At 34.7% G+C, this 17,229-nt stretch carries 19 protein-coding genes; 12 read left to right on the top strand and 7 right to left on the bottom strand.

What is annotated here, in order from left to right; translation table 11 throughout:
* Positions 1-80 precede the first annotated feature (80 nt).
* From SCA31_RS11050 to SCA31_RS11035, 4 genes are read left to right on the top strand one after another with little or no spacing between them, the layout of a single operon-like run.
* Complete coding sequence (locus tag SCA31_RS11050) at positions 81-749, top strand: TrmH family RNA methyltransferase (RefSeq protein ID WP_410697051.1); 669 nt, start codon at positions 81-83, stop codon at positions 747-749.
* Between the two features lie 4 nt (positions 750-753).
* Complete coding sequence (locus SCA31_RS11045; protein WP_410697050.1) at positions 754-1,185, top strand: hypothetical protein; 432 nt, start codon at positions 754-756, stop codon at positions 1,183-1,185.
* Positions 1,185-2,024, top strand: a complete 840-nt coding sequence (locus tag SCA31_RS11040; RefSeq protein WP_410697048.1) for a hypothetical protein — start codon at positions 1,185-1,187, stop codon at positions 2,022-2,024. The genes SCA31_RS11045 and SCA31_RS11040 overlap by 1 nt, the downstream gene beginning before the upstream one ends.
* Before the next feature lie 8 nt (positions 2,025-2,032).
* Positions 2,033-2,662 carry an XAC2610-related protein gene (locus tag SCA31_RS11035; RefSeq protein ID WP_410697047.1) on the top strand — a complete coding sequence of 210 codons (630 nt, stop codon included), beginning with the start codon at positions 2,033-2,035 and terminating at the stop codon, positions 2,660-2,662.
* A gap of 31 nt (positions 2,663-2,693) precedes the next feature.
* Here SCA31_RS11035 and SCA31_RS11030 read toward each other — a convergent pair whose 3' ends face one another.
* From SCA31_RS11030 to tsaD, 3 genes are read right to left on the bottom strand one after another with little or no spacing between them, the layout of a single operon-like run.
* Positions 2,694-3,389 carry an RsmE family RNA methyltransferase gene (locus SCA31_RS11030; RefSeq protein ID WP_410697046.1) on the bottom strand — a complete coding sequence of 232 codons (696 nt, stop codon included), beginning with the start codon at positions 3,387-3,389 and terminating at the stop codon, positions 2,694-2,696.
* Positions 3,386-3,781, bottom strand: coding sequence for a hypothetical protein (locus tag SCA31_RS11025; protein WP_410697045.1), 396 nt, complete (start codon positions 3,779-3,781; stop codon positions 3,386-3,388). The genes SCA31_RS11030 and SCA31_RS11025 overlap by 4 nt, the downstream gene beginning before the upstream one ends.
* Positions 3,778-4,794 carry a tRNA (adenosine(37)-N6)-threonylcarbamoyltransferase complex transferase subunit TsaD gene (gene tsaD / locus SCA31_RS11020; RefSeq protein ID WP_284464219.1) on the bottom strand — a complete coding sequence of 339 codons (1,017 nt, stop codon included), beginning with the start codon at positions 4,792-4,794 and terminating at the stop codon, positions 3,778-3,780. Before tsaD ends, SCA31_RS11025 begins: the two co-directional genes overlap by 4 nt.
* Before the next feature lie 4 nt (positions 4,795-4,798).
* Here tsaD and SCA31_RS11015 point away from each other — a divergent pair, with 4 nt between their 5' ends.
* The 3 genes from SCA31_RS11015 to SCA31_RS11005 all read left to right on the top strand — a co-directional run bounded on the left by SCA31_RS11015 (position 4,799) and on the right by SCA31_RS11005 (position 10,653).
* The gene (locus SCA31_RS11015; protein WP_410697044.1) at positions 4,799-9,601 is read left to right on the top strand and encodes a translocation/assembly module TamB domain-containing protein; all 4,803 of its coding nucleotides are present in this window, start codon (positions 4,799-4,801) and stop codon (positions 9,599-9,601) included.
* Positions 9,602-9,735: 134 nt separating this feature from the next.
* Positions 9,736-10,206, top strand: a complete 471-nt coding sequence (locus tag SCA31_RS11010; protein ID WP_034682046.1) for an Lrp/AsnC family transcriptional regulator — start codon at positions 9,736-9,738, stop codon at positions 10,204-10,206.
* A 69-nt stretch (positions 10,207-10,275) separates the two neighbouring features.
* Positions 10,276-10,653, top strand: a complete 378-nt coding sequence (locus SCA31_RS11005; protein WP_410697042.1) for a hypothetical protein — start codon at positions 10,276-10,278, stop codon at positions 10,651-10,653.
* Between the two features lie 14 nt (positions 10,654-10,667).
* On the opposite strand, the gene gwsS is transcribed toward SCA31_RS11005, so the two are convergent.
* From gwsS to SCA31_RS10985, 4 genes are all read right to left on the bottom strand, one after another.
* Entirely contained in the window at positions 10,668-11,735 is a 1,068-nt protein-coding gene (gwsS, locus tag SCA31_RS11000; RefSeq protein ID WP_410697040.1) for a grasp-with-spasm system SPASM domain peptide maturase, read from the bottom strand.
* Between the two features lie 172 nt (positions 11,736-11,907).
* The gene (gene gwsG / locus SCA31_RS10995) at positions 11,908-12,813 is read right to left on the bottom strand and encodes a grasp-with-spasm system ATP-grasp peptide maturase (RefSeq protein WP_410697039.1); all 906 of its coding nucleotides are present in this window, start codon (positions 12,811-12,813) and stop codon (positions 11,908-11,910) included.
* Positions 12,810-13,673: a hypothetical protein gene (locus SCA31_RS10990; protein ID WP_410697038.1), complete on the bottom strand. Its 864-nt coding sequence runs from the start codon at positions 13,671-13,673 to the stop codon at positions 12,810-12,812. The genes gwsG and SCA31_RS10990 overlap by 4 nt, the downstream gene beginning before the upstream one ends.
* Before the next feature lie 131 nt (positions 13,674-13,804).
* Positions 13,805-13,990 carry a hypothetical protein gene (locus SCA31_RS10985; RefSeq protein ID WP_410697037.1) on the bottom strand — a complete coding sequence of 62 codons (186 nt, stop codon included), beginning with the start codon at positions 13,988-13,990 and terminating at the stop codon, positions 13,805-13,807.
* A 613-nt stretch (positions 13,991-14,603) separates the two neighbouring features.
* On the opposite strand from SCA31_RS10985, the gene SCA31_RS10980 reads away from it, so the two are divergent.
* The 5 genes from SCA31_RS10980 to SCA31_RS10960 all read left to right on the top strand — a co-directional run bounded on the left by SCA31_RS10980 (position 14,604) and on the right by SCA31_RS10960 (position 17,220).
* Positions 14,604-14,780: a DUF6903 family protein gene (locus SCA31_RS10980; protein ID WP_410697036.1), complete on the top strand. Its 177-nt coding sequence runs from the start codon at positions 14,604-14,606 to the stop codon at positions 14,778-14,780.
* A gap of 99 nt (positions 14,781-14,879) precedes the next feature.
* A complete protein-coding gene (locus SCA31_RS10975) occupies positions 14,880-15,413 on the top strand; it encodes a DUF4303 domain-containing protein (RefSeq protein ID WP_410697035.1) in 534 nt (177 codons plus the stop codon).
* A gap of 36 nt (positions 15,414-15,449) precedes the next feature.
* Positions 15,450-15,986 carry a hypothetical protein gene (locus SCA31_RS10970; RefSeq protein WP_410697034.1) on the top strand — a complete coding sequence of 179 codons (537 nt, stop codon included), beginning with the start codon at positions 15,450-15,452 and terminating at the stop codon, positions 15,984-15,986.
* 258 nt (positions 15,987-16,244) lie between these two features.
* On the top strand, positions 16,245-16,724 hold the full coding sequence (locus SCA31_RS10965) for a hypothetical protein (protein ID WP_410697033.1): 480 nt from the start codon (positions 16,245-16,247) through the stop codon (positions 16,722-16,724).
* On the top strand, positions 16,702-17,220 hold the full coding sequence (locus SCA31_RS10960) for a hypothetical protein (protein WP_410697032.1): 519 nt from the start codon (positions 16,702-16,704) through the stop codon (positions 17,218-17,220). Before SCA31_RS10965 ends, SCA31_RS10960 begins: the two co-directional genes overlap by 23 nt.
* Positions 17,221-17,229: the final 9 nt, after the last annotated feature.

Raw genomic sequence — 17,229 nt, 5'->3', positions numbered from 1 at the left:
TACTATTTTTAATTAAGAATTGGGCCTCAATTAGGCTTCATACTCCAAAATTACGTTAATTTGCAAAGATTTGAAAATGAATGAAAGATTTAGCACAAACTTTTGAATATTTAAAACAGTTTTTAACAGAAGAAAGACTGGCAAAGATTGAACATTTCTCCAAAGAAAGTTCTGATTTTGTGCTTCCTGTGATGGATGATGTGTACCAGTTCAGAAATGCTGCGGCTATCATAAGATCGGTGGAAGCCTGTGCTTTCCATAAGGTAGTTGCCATGGAGGAAGAAAATGTTTTCAATCCCAATCTTACGGTTACCAAGGGTGCCGAAACATGGGTTGAAGTTGAAAAAATGCCTAAGAATATTGACTCCTTGCAAAATATTAAGGACAGAGGCTATAAAATTCTCGCTGTATCTCTTGAAAAAAATGCCGTAATGCTTCCTGAATATGAAATTACAGAACCCATAGCCTTGGTTTTCGGAACCGAGCAGGCCGGAGTTTCTGAAGAAGTCATTGATTTTGCAGATGAGACACTGGCTATTCCGATGTTTGGCTTTACAAGAAGTTATAATGTTTCTGTAGCGGCAGGAATTTGTATGTATGAGCTGAAACAGAAACTTCTTAAATCAAATATTGACTATAAGCTTAATGAACAAAAGCTGTTGGAAATGCAGATACGATGGGCGGTAAATTCCATCAGTAGTGGAAAGGAGATTTATGCAAAATATTTAGCCGAACAAAATATACTTTAGATTCATGAAAAAATACACCAAATATTTATTCATTTTTTCTTTCGTAATGTCTTTGATAAGTCTTGTTATGGGAGAAATAGGAAGAAAAGAAATATATCCTTTTGCAAGCTGGAAGTTGTTTACGGTGCCTTGCGGAGGAGAAGAATTTGGACAGAGGTATAAGCTTTACGGAATTAAAAATGGGGATACCTTAAGAATTTTAAATACCAATACGAAACACTATACGGATAATGATATGGATGGTATTATCACTGCGTATGGAGGAGAAATAGATCTAAATAATGATAGGAACGGGAATATGAAAAAGCTTCTTATTTTTGCTAAAGATGCCCTACCGGAGTTCCAGGGATATCTACTGTACAAGGAGAAATATAGACCCATAGAAGTGGATGAGAAAAAGATGAAGATCACTAAAACATTTATTACCAAGCTCTAATGAACTACGCTCAGCTTACTGTATTCAATTATAAAATTGCTTACTATGCCATAAGAATATTTGGCTTGTATTGGCTGGTTGCCCAATATGGAAGATTTGCTGAACTTACGGGTAGGCCAAAGGAACTTTACGAACCTGCTTTGTGGATTCAGCGCATGATGTTTCCTGAGTATCCTAGTGTGCCGCTATTTGTGGGGCTTTTAGTTGCTTGTGGAATATGTATTATTGCCTCGCTTATCAAACAGTCCTATATACTTAATGTATTGATATTTTTACTGATAACGGTTATTAATCTTCCCATATCTGCCAACTTTGGAATCCGTCATACCAACCATCTTATTATACTCGGTTTTTTCCTGAGTATCTTTCTGCTTCCCAAAAACCTTGATGAAAAAGATTATAAACAGGTACAGTATTTTTATCTTGGACTTTTAATAACATACAGTCTTGCCGGGATGAGCAAGTTTTTAGGAACTGCAAAAAATATTCTTAAGCAGACAGATAAACTGCTGTGGATAGACAAAGATGCCGCAAAACTAAATACCTATGAAAACTATCTGATGGCAGATAGAGTAGTACCCGAATGGATAAAGCAGGTCTATACCTACGACAATTTTTGGGTGGTACTTACTCTAATGGGCATTGGACTTCAGTTTCTTTGCTTCGCAGGAGCTTTTAATAGAAAACTGCTTACTTTTTTTATGCTGTTCATCATTATATTTCATTTATATACCTACGAATTTGTTCTTGCAGGTGCACTAAATTTAATACCTTTTGTAATTGCTGCATTTTTCCCTTATCACATCTTTAAACGTAGCAATCAGTCATTGGGAGTATGAATAAAATAATGCTCTTCATTGGAATACTCTTCATTGGCTGTGGTAAAAAAACAACTGCTAAGAAAGAAAATAGGACTAATGAAGACAGTATTATAAAACCCCTACAAGTGGAAGAAAGTATAGATACAACAGCTATCCCTTTTTCAAAAACGCTGAAAGGAAATGGATATGTTTATACGCTTGAGGGAATAAAAAGATCAAATGAGACTATTGATTTTAAATCCATAGGAATATTTGATAAAGAAATTCTCCATCAAAAAATTATTGTAGATACCATTTCGGTTTTAAATGAAGGAGAGGCCTTTTTTGGTGTTAATCAGGATATTAATTTTGATGGATTAAATGACATAGAACTTGTTAATCAGGCAGGAAACTACACTTCCTCGTCCAGTTTTTGGCTTTATAACAAGAGTACAAGGAGGTATGAGCGCTATAAACCACTGGATACCATCATTAATCCTAAAATAGATGCATTGAAAAAGAAAATTATTTCCGATTATCATGTTGGGCCTACAGATACCTATTTCAAGGTGTATGCCTGGGAAAAAGGAAAACTGGTTCTGCAAAGCGTCCAGATTAATGATGATGAGGGAGGAACTTATCAATACAGAAAAAATGGTAAATGGATTACAGAATAATCATAGGTTATCCACTTTTTCTGATAAGTTTTTAGATCATATTATAATAATTCCATGCAGCTACAAATACGCCGGCAGTTTCGGTTCTCAACCTCTGGTTACCTAATGAAACAGCCTTGATTTTATTCTCAGCCAGAAAAGAAATTTCCTTTTCAGAAAAATCACCTTCAGGACCAATTAAGAAAGTAACTTGTTCCATTGAAGGTATATTTTTAAGATCTATTCTTTCCAGATTTTCATGACAATGCGCTACATAAGTGTTTTCAGGATCAATGCTTTTCAGGAAATCAGGTAATTTTACAGCATCATTGATGGCCGGGAAATAAAATCTTAAACTCTGCTTAGATGCAGCAATAGCCTGCTTTCTGATTTTTTCTATATTGATATTCTTACGCTCAGTTTTTTCAGTCACAATAATACTGATCTCAGAAATTCCCATTTCTACAGCCTTTTCTACAAAAAATTCTATACGGTCAATATTCTTCGTTGGGGCAATCGCTATATGAAGTCTGGGATTAAAGACTGGGAGGTTTTCCTTGATTTCAGCAACTTCAATACTTGCTTTCTTTCCCTCTATAATAAGTTTTCCGAAAGCCAGTTTCCCTTTTCCATCCGTCACATGAATTTCTTCTCCCTCTTTCATGCGAAGAACCTTTACAATATGTTGTTGCTCATCATCGTTGATAGTAACTTGTTGATGAGCAATTTCTCCATAAAATAATTTCATATATCCTGAGTTAAAAATGCAACTCCTGTTTTGATGGTTGTGTATATATCATTATCACAGTCCCGATAAGAACACATGAATATTTCTTCTATCCAATTGTTATTAATGAAAATCAGATTTAAGTATTCCTGCTTTCTCAGATTATTTTTGATCGATAAATAATCTCCCTCTTTTGGGGTGTAAGGAAAACTAAAAGGATGTTCAGAATTTATTGATTTTAAAATTTCTTCTTTTACATCCTGAATATATCCTTTCTCAGAACTTGATTGGAAATACTCTAAAGAGTCCTCAGTGTTCTCATTTTTCCCTGTAATTGTTTCTAATATCCAGTAGTATTTTGAGTTCTTTTTAGAATGTGTTCCCAGTAATTTTTCTTCTAAGAGTATTTTCATAAATCATATTTTGCAGTTGCTGAAGTTCTTAAATCTGTAAATTCTCCTCTTTCAAACTTCAGTTGTGCAACCATGGCAATCATGGCAGCATTATCAGTAGTATATTCAAATTTTGGAATGTAAATACTCCAACCCAGTCTTTCCTTGTTGTCTTCCATTGCTTTTCTAAGAGCAGAATTGGCAGATACACCACCAGCAATGGCAACTTCTTTGATGTTCAGTTCTTTAGCAGCTTTTTCTAGCTTATTCATTAGGATCTCAATGATGCATTTCTGTACAGATGCACAAAGGTCATTGAGGTTTTCCTTAATAAAATCGGGGTTTTTTCTAACTTCTTTTTGAATGAAATATAAAACGGAAGTTTTAATACCACTGAAAGAATAATCGAAGTTTTCTAACTTAGGTTTGTTGAATTTAAAGGCATCAGGATTTCCCTCCTTTGCAAGCCTGTCAATAATAGGTCCGGCAGGATAATCCAGATCAAAGATTTTTCCGATTTTGTCAAAAGCTTCTCCTGCGGCATCATCAATTGTTTTTCCGATGATTTCCATATCAAAATAATCCTTCACCAATACAATCATGGTATGTCCACCACTTACGGTAAGACAAAGAAAAGGAAAGGTAGGCGGCATAGGATTTGCATCTTCGATAAAATGGGCCAAAATATGGGCTTGGAGGTGATTAACTTCAATTAACGGAACGTTGAGGCTCATAGCCAATGACTTAGCAAATGATGTTCCTACAAGAAGAGATCCCAAAAGTCCGGGGCCACGTGTAAATCCTATAGCAGAGATTGCATTTTGTTGTATATTTGCTTTGGTAAAAGATTTTTCAACAACGGGGATTATATTTTGTTGATGGGCTCGCGAAGCCAATTCAGGCACTACACCTCCATATTCTTTATGGATGGCCTGATTCGCAGCAATGTTTGAAAGAATAGAATTCCCCTTGATGATAGCTGCTGAGGTGTCGTCGCAAGACGATTCAATACCTAAAATTATAGAGTCGCTCATAATAATGGCAAAGTTAGAGAATAATAACGAGAATGAGAATAAAAAATCCGTAACTGAAAACCTAGGTGATCAGGTACAGAAGACTGTGGAAAATGTAGAGGGCAAAGTTCGGGAAACAGTAAAAGAGGCATCTGAGCTAGCTTCAGATGCAATTAATCATCCCATAGAAACAGCAGAAGAGTTTGGGAAACAGGCTATAAAAGATGTGACCAGTTACAGTTGGTGGGCAAAGCTTTTGCTTATTCTCTTTTGGTTGGGTATTGTTCTGGTAGGAGGAGTACTGGTTGCCGTTAACCTTCCGGTAACTAAACAATGGGCAGCAGATCAGGCATTAAAACTTGTAAACAATGACTTTAAATCCGGATTTTCTACTGAAAGTGTAGATGTGAACTATTTTGGAAATGTAACGATAAAAGGATTAAAAGTAAAAGATTATAAAGGATTAGATTTTATCAAAGCACGTGAATTTCGTGCTGACTCAGACTGGATATCTCTGGCGGTAAATGCTATTTCAGGAAAAAGCAATTCTTTAAGCTTTAATTCCCTTACACTTGTTAATGCAGAAGTAAAAGTTATTACTTATAAAGGAGATAGTATCTCCAATTTTGTCAGATTCACAGAGCTGTTTGATGATGGAAAAAAAAGAGACCCCAAAAAACCTCCGTTTCAATTAAACTCAAGAGTACAGATCCTTGATTCCAAAGTTTCTATTATTAATGAAAACTCTTCCGGAGAAGAGGGGAAATGGCTTACTGCAACAAATTTTAACTTAAAAGCACCCAACGTTAAGGTGAACGGACCCAATGTTTCGGCGCTTATTAATAATATGTCCTTTGTGACTTCCAGATGGGGTAAATCTCATATCGTTGATACCTTTTCAACAGAATTATCCTTAACCAAACAATTTCTATCCTTAAAAGATCTTACCCTAAATACAGATCATACCTTGCTTCAGGGAGATATTAAATTCAATCTTCGTGATGGTTCGTGGGCAGATTTTGCAGATAAGGTTCGTTGGGATATGAATATTCAACAGGGAAGTCAGGTGAGTGGATATGATATCAGCTATTTTGTGACGAACTGGGATAATTTCAAGCCATTTAATCTTGCGGGAAAAATGACTGGCCCTTTAAATAAATTTCACCTGGAAGATTTCCTGATCCGAAATCCTGACGTGAATATCGCTACAAAAACAATGAAGGTTGACAATTTGCTGAACGGGCACTTTTCCATCGAAACAAAAGATCTTTCTATGGACTTCACCTATAAGGATTTAAAAGCAATGATGCCTACTTTTATCGCCAGCAAAATGAAGAACTTTGCTGATGATTTTGGAAAGCTAAAGTATAACGGAACAGCAAAGGTAAATCCGGATCAAATTTATGTGGATAACGGAAATCTGATGACAGGGATTGGGCAGGCAAAAATCTCCAAGCTTTCTTTAACAGGATATAGCACGGCAATGCCAAAATACTCAGGATATCTTGATGTAAAGGATTTAAATACCTCTGTAATCACAAAAAATAAAACAGTAGGTTTAATCTCCGGTAAATTTGATCTTAATGGGCAGAGCTTTGATGTCAATACAATGCGTCTTACTACCAAATCCCAGATTGCCAGCATTGAAATTATGGATAAGGTTATCAATAATCTATATCTTGATGGATTATTGGACCATAAAAAATATAACGGGCTTATTACTGTTGATGATGAGCAGGCAAAAGCTACTATCAAAGGACTGATAGACTTCAGTACTTCTAAAGTGGCTATGGATGTAAATGCTGATGTTACCCATCTGAATATGAACTATTTTACCAATAAACCAGGAAACCAGATTGTAAGTGGACAGGTTGAGGGTAAAATGTCTATGTCATCCATCAATGACCTTACATTGGATATCAATGCCAATAACCTTCACTTTGCTACAGCTACTCAGAAATATGATATTCCTAATGCCAAAGTAAAGACATTTATTGAAGCCGGGGGACGTGTGATAGATGTGGATGCACCGGGTGCTGCTACAGGGAAAATATCCGGTAAATATAGCCTTGCTGATCTTGTAGGAATGGTAGAGAATGGAGTAGGGAGGATACTTGTTGGTCCACCACCAAGAAAATTGTACAGAGGTCAGAATTTCACTATGAAGTTTGATGTACAACAGGGATTGGTTAATTATTTCTTACCTGAACTGAAGCTGCCTAACGGAGCTTTGGTAGAAGGAGAATATGACGGAAACTCCAATAACCTGATCCTGAATCTTGATGCATCAGCTTTAAAGTATATCATGACAAAAGAGGAAGAGATTACAGATGCAGATAAAGCCTTAGCATCCTCTAATCCTGACTATAAAATTAATGACAGAAAGAACATCAATAGAGACAGTGCTTTGGTGGATAGTGTCAAAATAAGAATAAATACCGCTAATCTTGATCAGCAGTTGTATGCCAGAATCAACAGATTGCAATACAATAAGAATATTATTAAGGATTTTGAGCTTAAAGGAAACAATGAAAATGGAAATACTCTTCATCTGGCCACCGTATTTAAACATGGAAGTCCGGATGATGAGCTAAACGAAAAGCTTAAAGAATATGCCATTAATGTCGATCAGTCCACAGATGCTGTGGGCGATTATGTATTTAAATTTGAGCCTACCGAAGTTAAATTCAATGAGGTTACATGGGCAATAGATACTAGTCCGGAGCTTAATCACTCTATTACCTATAGAAAGAAAACAGCAGATTTTGACATTCGGAATCTGAGGGTTTATTCTGATAAAAGTGCTTTATTTATTAAGGAAGCACAATTTAAGTCAGCCAAGGACTTTTATGTAGATGCTGATATCAGTGATTTTGCCATCGAAAAGCTTCTGGAAATGCAGTCCGGAGGAAATGGTATGGATATACAGGGTCTTGCCAACGGAAGTGTAAAGATCAAAATGGATAAAAGTACTTTACAGCCATTAGTAGATCTTACCATAGATGATATTAAGATGAATGGTAATGAAATGGGGGATATTTCTATTTCTGCCACCAATGGATTCTCTTTGAATGTATATGACATTGATGTTAAAGTTCATTCAGCAGGGGTACTTGGGAATAATAGTCTGAATCTTACAGGTACTGTTAATAACAATACCGCTTCTCCAACTATTGATCTGACAGCAGAAATGAGAGACTTTGATTTATCATTTACACAGCAGTTTGTTCAGACTATTTTTGGAAATATTAGAGGTAAAGCAACCGGGGATCTTAAGATTAATGGGAAGCTTCGTAACCTGGACTACAATGGAGATATAGCTCTAAAAGATTTTGGATTAAAACTTCTTTTTACAGGAGTAGATTATTCATTTGATGATACCGTGATACAGCTTACCAAAGGATTGGCAATCCTCAACAATATTGAGGTTCATGATGGTAGATCCAACTCCAAAGGGAACATCTCTGGGGCGATCCAGTTTGAAACTCTTTCTTCAATGGGGGTATCTCTCGTAATGAGGGCAGATAACCTGTTGATGCTTAATACAACTCAAAAGGACTTTGATCTGTTTTGGGGAAGAGTCTATGGACAGGGAGATCTTTATGTGGATGGACCGGTTTCAGGATTGAGTATTACAACTCCTAACATGAAAGCTCTTAATGGAAGTACTTTCACCTTTAATTCCAGTTCTACCTCCAATGTTGAAGAATTCAAGATGCTGAGGTTCCTGAAAGAAGGGAAAGACGGTTTGGTAACCCTGGAAGAAAAGAAAAAGACAGGTGCCAATATGAATATCGATTTCAATCTGGCTGTGGATAAAGGAACCACTGTAAATGTACTTGTTGGTGATGATGTAGGTAACATTACTGTAAAAGGAATTGCAGATCCGCTCAAATTCCAGATGAACAGACAGGGCAACATTGCCATGAGCGGAACATATAAGGTAGATAACGGAACATTTGTTTCCAAGGCAATCCTTAACAAGACTTTTCAGATTGAAAAAAATAGTAGCATCAGATGGGATGGTGACGCCATGAAGCCGGCACTGGATATCACGGCTAATTACGTAAGAATGGTTTCCAATGCAGGAGAATATCTGAGTATGGGGAAACTTCAACCTATTAGTATTATGTTGCAAGCCAACATTACCGAGTCTTTGATGGATCCTAAAGTAGAACTGAATCTTACGGCAATGGATGTTTCCAGTCAGGTAAGAGAAACGCTGGCCGCTAAAATGAGCCAGGAGGGGGAGAAAGTACTCCAGTTTGGTTCCGTTCTTCTTTTAAGCACGTTCAATGTGTCCAACACAGGTGGAGTAGATGTAAATGTAGGTAGTGTTGCCGAATCTTCAGGGTACAATATGCTTCTAAAGCAGTTGGGATCTGTTCTTAATACCATGAGTAACGAATTCCAAATTGACCTGAATTATGTAAAAGGTGACCAAAACTCTAATATTGGAGACCGGGCTAATGCAGGGCTTAGTGTTGCTGTTTCCCCTAGAATAAATATTAAAACCGGCCTGGGAATTCCCTTGTCTAAAACCGATGCCAATAGCAGCGGGGCGCAGAATAATTATCTTTCTGGTGAAGGATCTATAGAATATGACCTTTCTAAGAAAAATGATGGTACTTTGGTTCTACGAGGGTATTCCAAGCCTACTAACATTGGTATGATAAGTACAAATGGAGCTGCTAATCAAGCGTATGGAGTTGGGGTTATGTGGAGTAAAAGCTTCAATTCTTTGTTTAAAAAGAAGAAAAAAGACAAAAAAACCTCTACGGATAAAGTTGAAATAAAAACAGATTCTATAAAATCAAATGCTAAATAATCAGAATATTTTAATGATTTTTATCATCCGTGTTAATTATTGTTAATATTTGATATATATTTTTTAGTTAAATTATTTTTCATAAATTTGCAAAAAATACATAGGTTTTTTAAAGAAATTGTAATTTAACTAATATGAACTATCAACTGGACGAAATAGACAAGAAGATTCTTGATTTCTTAGTAGAAAACACAAGAATGCCTTTTACTGAAATTGCAAAGCAGATGGACGTTTCTGCTGGAACAATTCACGTAAGAGTGAAAAAGATGGAAGATGCAGGTATTATTTTGGGATCATCTCTTAACATCGATTATGGTAAGCTGGACTATCACTTTACAGCTTTCATCGGAATCCTTTTGACAAAATCAAACCGTACTCAAGAAGTATTGAAAGAATTGTCAACTATTCCTAACGTAATTGAGGCAAGTGTTATTTCCGGAAAATATAATATTTTCTGTAAAGTAAGAGCAAAGAATACAGATGATGCCAAAAGAATTATTTATCAGATTGATGATATTCAGGATGTAATGAGAACTGAAAGTATGATTTCTATGGAAGAATACTTAAGTGACAAAAATAGACTGATCAACGCTATCTCTATTTAATTCAAATTTTAAACGAATAACTATAAAAGAACTTATGAAATCTCTCATAAGTTCTTTATTTTTGTACCTATGGAAGAATACACCTATTTTGACGAAGATCCGAAAAAAGGATGGGGATTTGTACTGGCATTTGCTGCCTTAATGTTGTTTACAGTAATGGGATTGGGAATAGATGTTGATGAGTATCTTCAACATGAATTCCTTGAGATTCCAAAATGGTATTTTTATATTATCTTCTCAATTGATGTGTTGATGATGCTAGGTTTGGTTCTGATGTTTTTCTATAAAAAAGTAGGAATTATTATGTTTCCGGCCCTATTGGTATTGCATTTTTTCATGCACAACTATTACTTATCAACGTTTTTATATACTGATGTGACCAACCTTTTCCTTTTTACAGGTTTTGGAATGCTGGCCATTATTCCGAAATGGAAGTTTTTTAAATAGGATATAAAGAACTACTAAAGGCTGTAGGAATGGATGGCTTTCTGTTTTAGCGGATTGTTACTCCATTCTTCCCACTCATTGGTATAGGGATTATAGCCACATTTCAGAGGCTTTGACAGGTCCAGTCCATTGGGGGCATAATGAGAGCTTTCTGTATAGGCTCTGCAGTCTGTACAGATGTATCTGAATTCACAGTCCTTACATACTTCTATATGATCCTTGGTGAGGTTCCAATATTTTTTAAAATCTGGCTGTTGCAATACTTCCTCTAGGCTCACATTTCGGATACTTCCGAAGCTTTCCTGCATTAAGGGACAGTTCTTGATTTGGCCATTCTTATCAATTCCTATTTTCTTATGCAGACAGGAGTTGTGATTAAGGGCTTCCAATACCTTTGGAAGATTTGTATTGAAATATTGTATCTCTACCTTTCCGCAGGACGATATTTTTAGCTGATCTTCCACAAAGTTTAAGGCAAACCTGAACTCATCCTTGGTTTTGACAAATTCCTTAGGACAATTATAAAAAATGAGACTGTATAGCCTCTCGGTTCCTTTGTTGAGGTCTTGTATGAACATGTTGTTTATTCTTTCATGAAAGGGGGAAAATATTTCAATTCCTGATAAGACAGAAGATTTAAATATTTTGTCGATGTATATGAAATCTTCTACTGCAAATGAATTTGAACTGTAAATAACAAGATGTTTAATTTCTAGATGCTCTATTGAAATTTTGAGTTGATTCAGCAGGCTGATATCTGTCATTTCTATAAAAAGATCTGTTATTATACTCGGTTCAAAATACTCATGGGATAAGGCAGGAAAACCTTTTTCCCAGTCATTATCTGTAATAAATCCATATTCATTCTCCAATAATACATCCAAATATTTCTGAGCAATCTTTTTAGACTCTTTATCATACATTCCTAAAACCTCTTCAATGGAAAGGTGTTTTAATTCCTCAATCATTTCATTAAGCTCCAGAGGATATAACTCTGAAACATTTCTCTGCAGGTCTGAGATCAATATTCTGCCTGCTCCCTTTGTAATCAGTAGGGTAGAAAATAAATTAAAATACTTCATAATAGACGATTTAAAGATTTTACAGGTCTTTCTCTTATATAGAAATCTGTTTGATATTTTTTACATTCTAAAAAATAGATAATATCGTTTTTCTGTTTAAATTTTTGATCCTCAAATACCTCTACATGTTTAAAAGTTAGAGGGAGCTTATTTTTTTCTTTAACTTTAATCTTCATAAATAATCAGCTATTTCTTTGTCCAGCGAATAGTTACATGCATAGGACATTCCCAGAAACTGACCAATGGTATTTACTTCCAGGAAATAAAACCGGCCGTCCATTCCTTTTATGAAATCCAGTGAACCACAGTTGAGGTCAAGAGAAAGCATCAGAAGATGAACTTTCTCCTCAATCTCACTGGGAAGACTATAAGGAATATTTCTGTTGGGCTTTGTTAAATTATATTTTCTGAAATCTGTTTTGGTTTGTTCATCATTTTGAGAAAAAATTGCCATAGACCAGCATTTTCCGTTGAGGTAGAAAGTTCGAATTTCAAAATTTTTGCCAATTTTCTCCTGAAAAAAAGTAATAAAGAAACTTGATTTTTCTTTCCTTTGAACGACGGTGGTATACATGATCCCATTCAAATCTGTATCTACTGAATCCAATATCGGATTTCCGGCAATTGTTTTAATAATGGTATCATCCAGTAGAATACTGTCTGTATTATCTGCCAAAAAATACTTTGGGACATCCAATCCCATTTTTTGTGCTTGTTCCAGTACTAACAACTTGTTGATATCACTATTGCTTTCCTTATTGATGTGCTTTTTAGATTCCAGGGTTTTCCTTACGTAGTCTTCCAACCAGTGCTGTACCTCATTCATATGAGCGTTAATCGCTTGGTTTTCATATCTCAGACGTTTTATTTTCAATCTTCCTCTCCTATACCAGACACTTGAGATATCTTCCAGAAAAAATGAATTTCTGTTACTTTTCAAAAAAAAATTTTTGTTCACCACCTTAATTTCAAAGACTTCATCTTCATGTATACGAATGAATTTTTTATTCATTTTCAAAAGCCATTTGATGATTTTAACAGTAGTTCTTTCGCTGTTATTGGAAATAATAAGAATCATTTTTTGAAATAATCTTTTGTGATTTTAGAGGTATGCTTAAAGCTGGGTAAACCTATGCTTTTTCTGTTATGGTTGATTTTTATGGTATCTATCACTGCATCATAGCTTGGATATATTCCATATACCATTCCTTTTTTGCTTATTTGAAGACTATATCTGTCTACCATATTCGCGTAATCTCGGGGAACGCAGTCTCCGGATTTTATATACTCTAGCATTTTTGCTTTTAAATAAGCATACTCCTCAGCATCTATCATATGACTGAAAAAGGGATGAAGAGGCATGAAGACGTTATTGTTCCCTATAAGCCCTATTTTTTGTAATGATGGGTAGCCATAGGTCTCAAAGGTCCATTTCAGTAATTGAGCGTTTATTTTGTCGTTTTTTATCATTAATTGAGGGTTTTTTCTGCCCTCTGCCTGATCCCTTATAAAGGCAATGGTAAAAGAATCTACCAACCTCTTATTTAATCCTTTCTTCCAGTCGGAAATTCTCTGCTTTACCTCGCTGCTGTCTATTCCGTATTTTTGATATAAGCCAAAATACTTTTTATAGGACCCTTCATAAGGTGCAATCAAGGGGATCAGTTTATAAAGGCTTTTCTTCCCTCCAAAATTTTGCTGATACTGGTCTGCAAGCTTGATGTAGGTTTCATATTCTTTAATGCGTTCCTGATTTTTTGGACTGTATCGTTTAAACAATTTTCGATATTGTTTTACCGCTTTTTCAGGTTGGTTCGCCATTCTGTACATACTGTCAATATCATTTACCCTGTTGTAATAAACTATGTAATTATGGTTTTTGCTCTTGCAGGATACAATCAGGATACTCGCCAAAAGCAGATATAGAATGCATCTCATTAGACACGGTTTCAATAGTACTTTTCGTTCCATTTGTGTTATCAATTTATTGTAAGAATTTTCATTTCTGTTTAATCAGCTGTAAAAGGAGGATTACTCCTCCCTTTACAAGTGATTAGGTTAATGCATTTTTAGCAAATTTCTAATGTTGAAACCCGATCATGATCTAGATAGGTTTCCTTGTCATAACATTCTCCGCGGTTAGTAATCACATAGTTGACCGCTGTATCTTCTCCACCTTTAATCATTTGAAGATTTTTCATTTTTCTGTTTTCTAAAGAAGAGAAGCTTCTCTTCATTCCAATTAATTTTTTCATGTTAAAAAATTTTATAATTTAATAATTCATTTGTGCCATAGAATCCCTGGCATTGGGCCGTATAATCCTCATGTTTATCTTGTACTGTACACATACAGTCTAAATTGAAGAATATTGTATCAACGTTGATAATTTCAAAACTAAAAATAATTACATCACTTTAAGGGGAGGAAATTTGCAAATTATGTGTAATTTTCACCGTTATTTTTAGTCAAATTTTGATAAAAATGTACATTTTTATCTATGGAATTATGAGGGTGATTTAATTAAAAAGGAATAGCTTTAATAAAATAGAAAGGGATTATCTGATTGTTTGTAAAAGAAATATTATGGAACAGGATAGAAGACTGTAATATATCCTATTGTACACAAAAATGGATTTTGCCAAATGTGTATAAGACCTAGATAATTTATCTATTAAAAAAAATTAGATAGTAGTAAAAAGTGATACCAGATCTTTGATTTTTGTCTTTAAAAAAGAATTTCTACAACTTCAAGAGACTAATTAGATTTGACTAAAGAAAAAATCAAAAAATATTAATTTAAAAAAATAATGATCATAGACCATAAAACATGATCAATCATATCTTACCAACAATTAAAATTTGATATTATGAAGAAAACGTTAGGAGTTATTCTTATTATTCTGGGTTTCTGCCTGGTAATGGTTATTAAAATAGGACCGTCGAGAGAAACTTCCTGGTTGTTCAAATACGGAGAATTGGCTCCCATGCTCATGGGGGTGGCTATTTTGATTCCCGGATTGATCCTGTATAATAAAAACAGGTAGCTATAATCATGAAACTGGCTATACCTTTATAGAATATAATAGTCTGATTTAAAAGGATAGATGTACTTTTACCGCCCATTTTAAAAAAAGAGGAGGAATATGGATTTTGATATTTTAAAGCAGCAAATAGAAACAGCCGCAAAAAATGCTTTTTTAGAAATGTATGAAAAATACGGTGCTGAAAATATCTATAGTTTTGCATTGTATAGTGATGAGGGGGCAATGACGGTATGCCCGTCTTCCAATACTCTGGAAACTCTTCAGAATATTGATGAAGATGATGCTCCGTATTATAAGTATGAACCTGCAGAGTGGACATACGAAATGAAAGGAGCAGATGATGAGTTCAATACTATTTGTACCCAATTGAGAGAAGAACTGGATAGGAATGAAGAGAATGAAGAGTGGTTTAATGAATTTCAGGTTAAGCTTTATTCTACATGTATCGAAGTGTTGGAAAAACTTAAAAATGAAAACTTCTTCAAGAATATTATAGGCAAAGATATTTTCCTGATTTTTACTGTTTCAGATTATGAATTTGAAAAACAAGATCTGAAAGATATTATCAGCAGACTTAATGATAATGAATATAAAGGTGAATATCTGGAGTGGATGGAAACCTGGTGCAGTTAAAAGAATGGTATAAAAAGACACATTTCAATATATAATATGAAGCAAGATAAAATAATTGTCTCAGAGACATCTCACAGCAGTAGTGATCCTTATGATTTGATTCTCTCCAACATTTCTGTTGTGAATCTCTTAAACGAAGAGGGTCTTGACGAAGAAAATATGCATGAGGACTCAATAGTAAGCTATTATGTAGATTATTACCTGGCTCAGTATACAAATGGAAATTTTTCTCAGTTTGTCTGGAATTCAGGATGGTCAGCGGAGCTTAACAGAACCATTGCAGAAGGATTGGCGAAAATAGGGGCAAAAAAGCATCTTGACCTATTTAAGGAACAATGTTTAAAAGTGGAACAACTGGAAGAGGGTGAACTTGAAAAATATTTTGAAAGCGCTTATTTTGGTCCCAATAAGACCCGTGATAAATTAAAAAACAGTTCATTTTTTAGTCTGGAGGAAGATCTGATAGAGCTGCATTCCCAATGGCTGAGAAATCATCCGGATCTGAAAGTTTTACCTATTGAAGAAATGTTTTCAGAATTAGAAACACTGGTGGGTCGGAAAATAGACAGATAAATTAAACGATTAAACAGTTTCAGGCTATGAACTGTTTGAACAATGATTCTTTGATTGCTGGAAAAAGGCATCAGAACAGACAAATGTGAAAACATATGCCAATTTTTCTATTTATGATAGTTATTTCAACACTGATCTTAATACATTGAAAACCATGAATGAGGACAAAATTTCCAGTCGTTATCAGGAAAGCTAAATCATTTCTATAGAAAAAATACCTATTAAAATATCAAATCAAAAATATAAAACCAATCTATTATGAATTCATATAAATTTTATAAAAAAGACGGAAACCAGTACATCTTTAAAAATCAGCCAGTATTTGTTACTGTACTTTCTGTTCTTATGCTTGCATTTGCAGTTTTTATTTTTAATAATGTCAGGATTTTAAGCCTTATTGTCATTGCAACGGTTGTTCTTATTATCATCAATTTTTTTACGAAGAAGTTCATTATTGATATGGATCGAAAAACAATTACCGGAAAGCATACCATTTTTGTTCCTGCTAAAACCTATGATATTAAGGATTTTACCAATTTTAATGTGTTGGCAACCAAATATCTGGGTCTAATTACTACGAATGTGATACTTTCTATTTACTTCGAAGTAGATGGCAAAGAAAAACATCTTACAATAGGACAGGCCCTGAGCCAAAAAGGGATCCAAAAGATGGTAAATGAAACTGAGGATATCATGAACATTAACGAACCGGGTAATGAACATAACAGACCGGTATAAATTTGAGGAAAATGGGAGTGAAATAAGCTTTATGCCAAATTACAACCTCCTGAGAACCTTAGTATGGTGGCTGGCATTGGGAGTAATTGCCCTTATGGGGATCCTCTATTACTTTATGGATAAAATGTCCGGAGCTAACTTTAAAATCGTTTTTGGAATATGGATTATCTATATGATATACATTCTTTTTGACCTTGTCTTTAGAGTGCCTGTGAAATATATCTTTGACAAATCCCAGAAATGTATTTATAAAAAAAGATTTATTGCCACAAAGATCATGGATTTTGATGAAATGATCTACTTTATTAGTGATGAAAGCGGAGGGTATCATTACGCCATCGGAAAGAAGCGAAATCAGTTCGTGAAAAATTATAGGATCAGTAATTATTTTTCGGGTTCTAAGGCTTCAATCAGAAGAGAAGAAGAATACATAAAGGAGATCCTAGGTCCCGTTCTGATTGCCGTAGGAATTCCCCTGGTTGAAACACAACAATAAAACAAACAA

Source organism: Chryseobacterium sp. SIMBA_028 (assembly GCF_046535285.1).
Lineage (GTDB): Bacteria > Bacteroidota > Bacteroidia > Flavobacteriales > Weeksellaceae > Chryseobacterium.
This window is presented reverse-complemented; position numbering and strand designations above follow the sequence as displayed.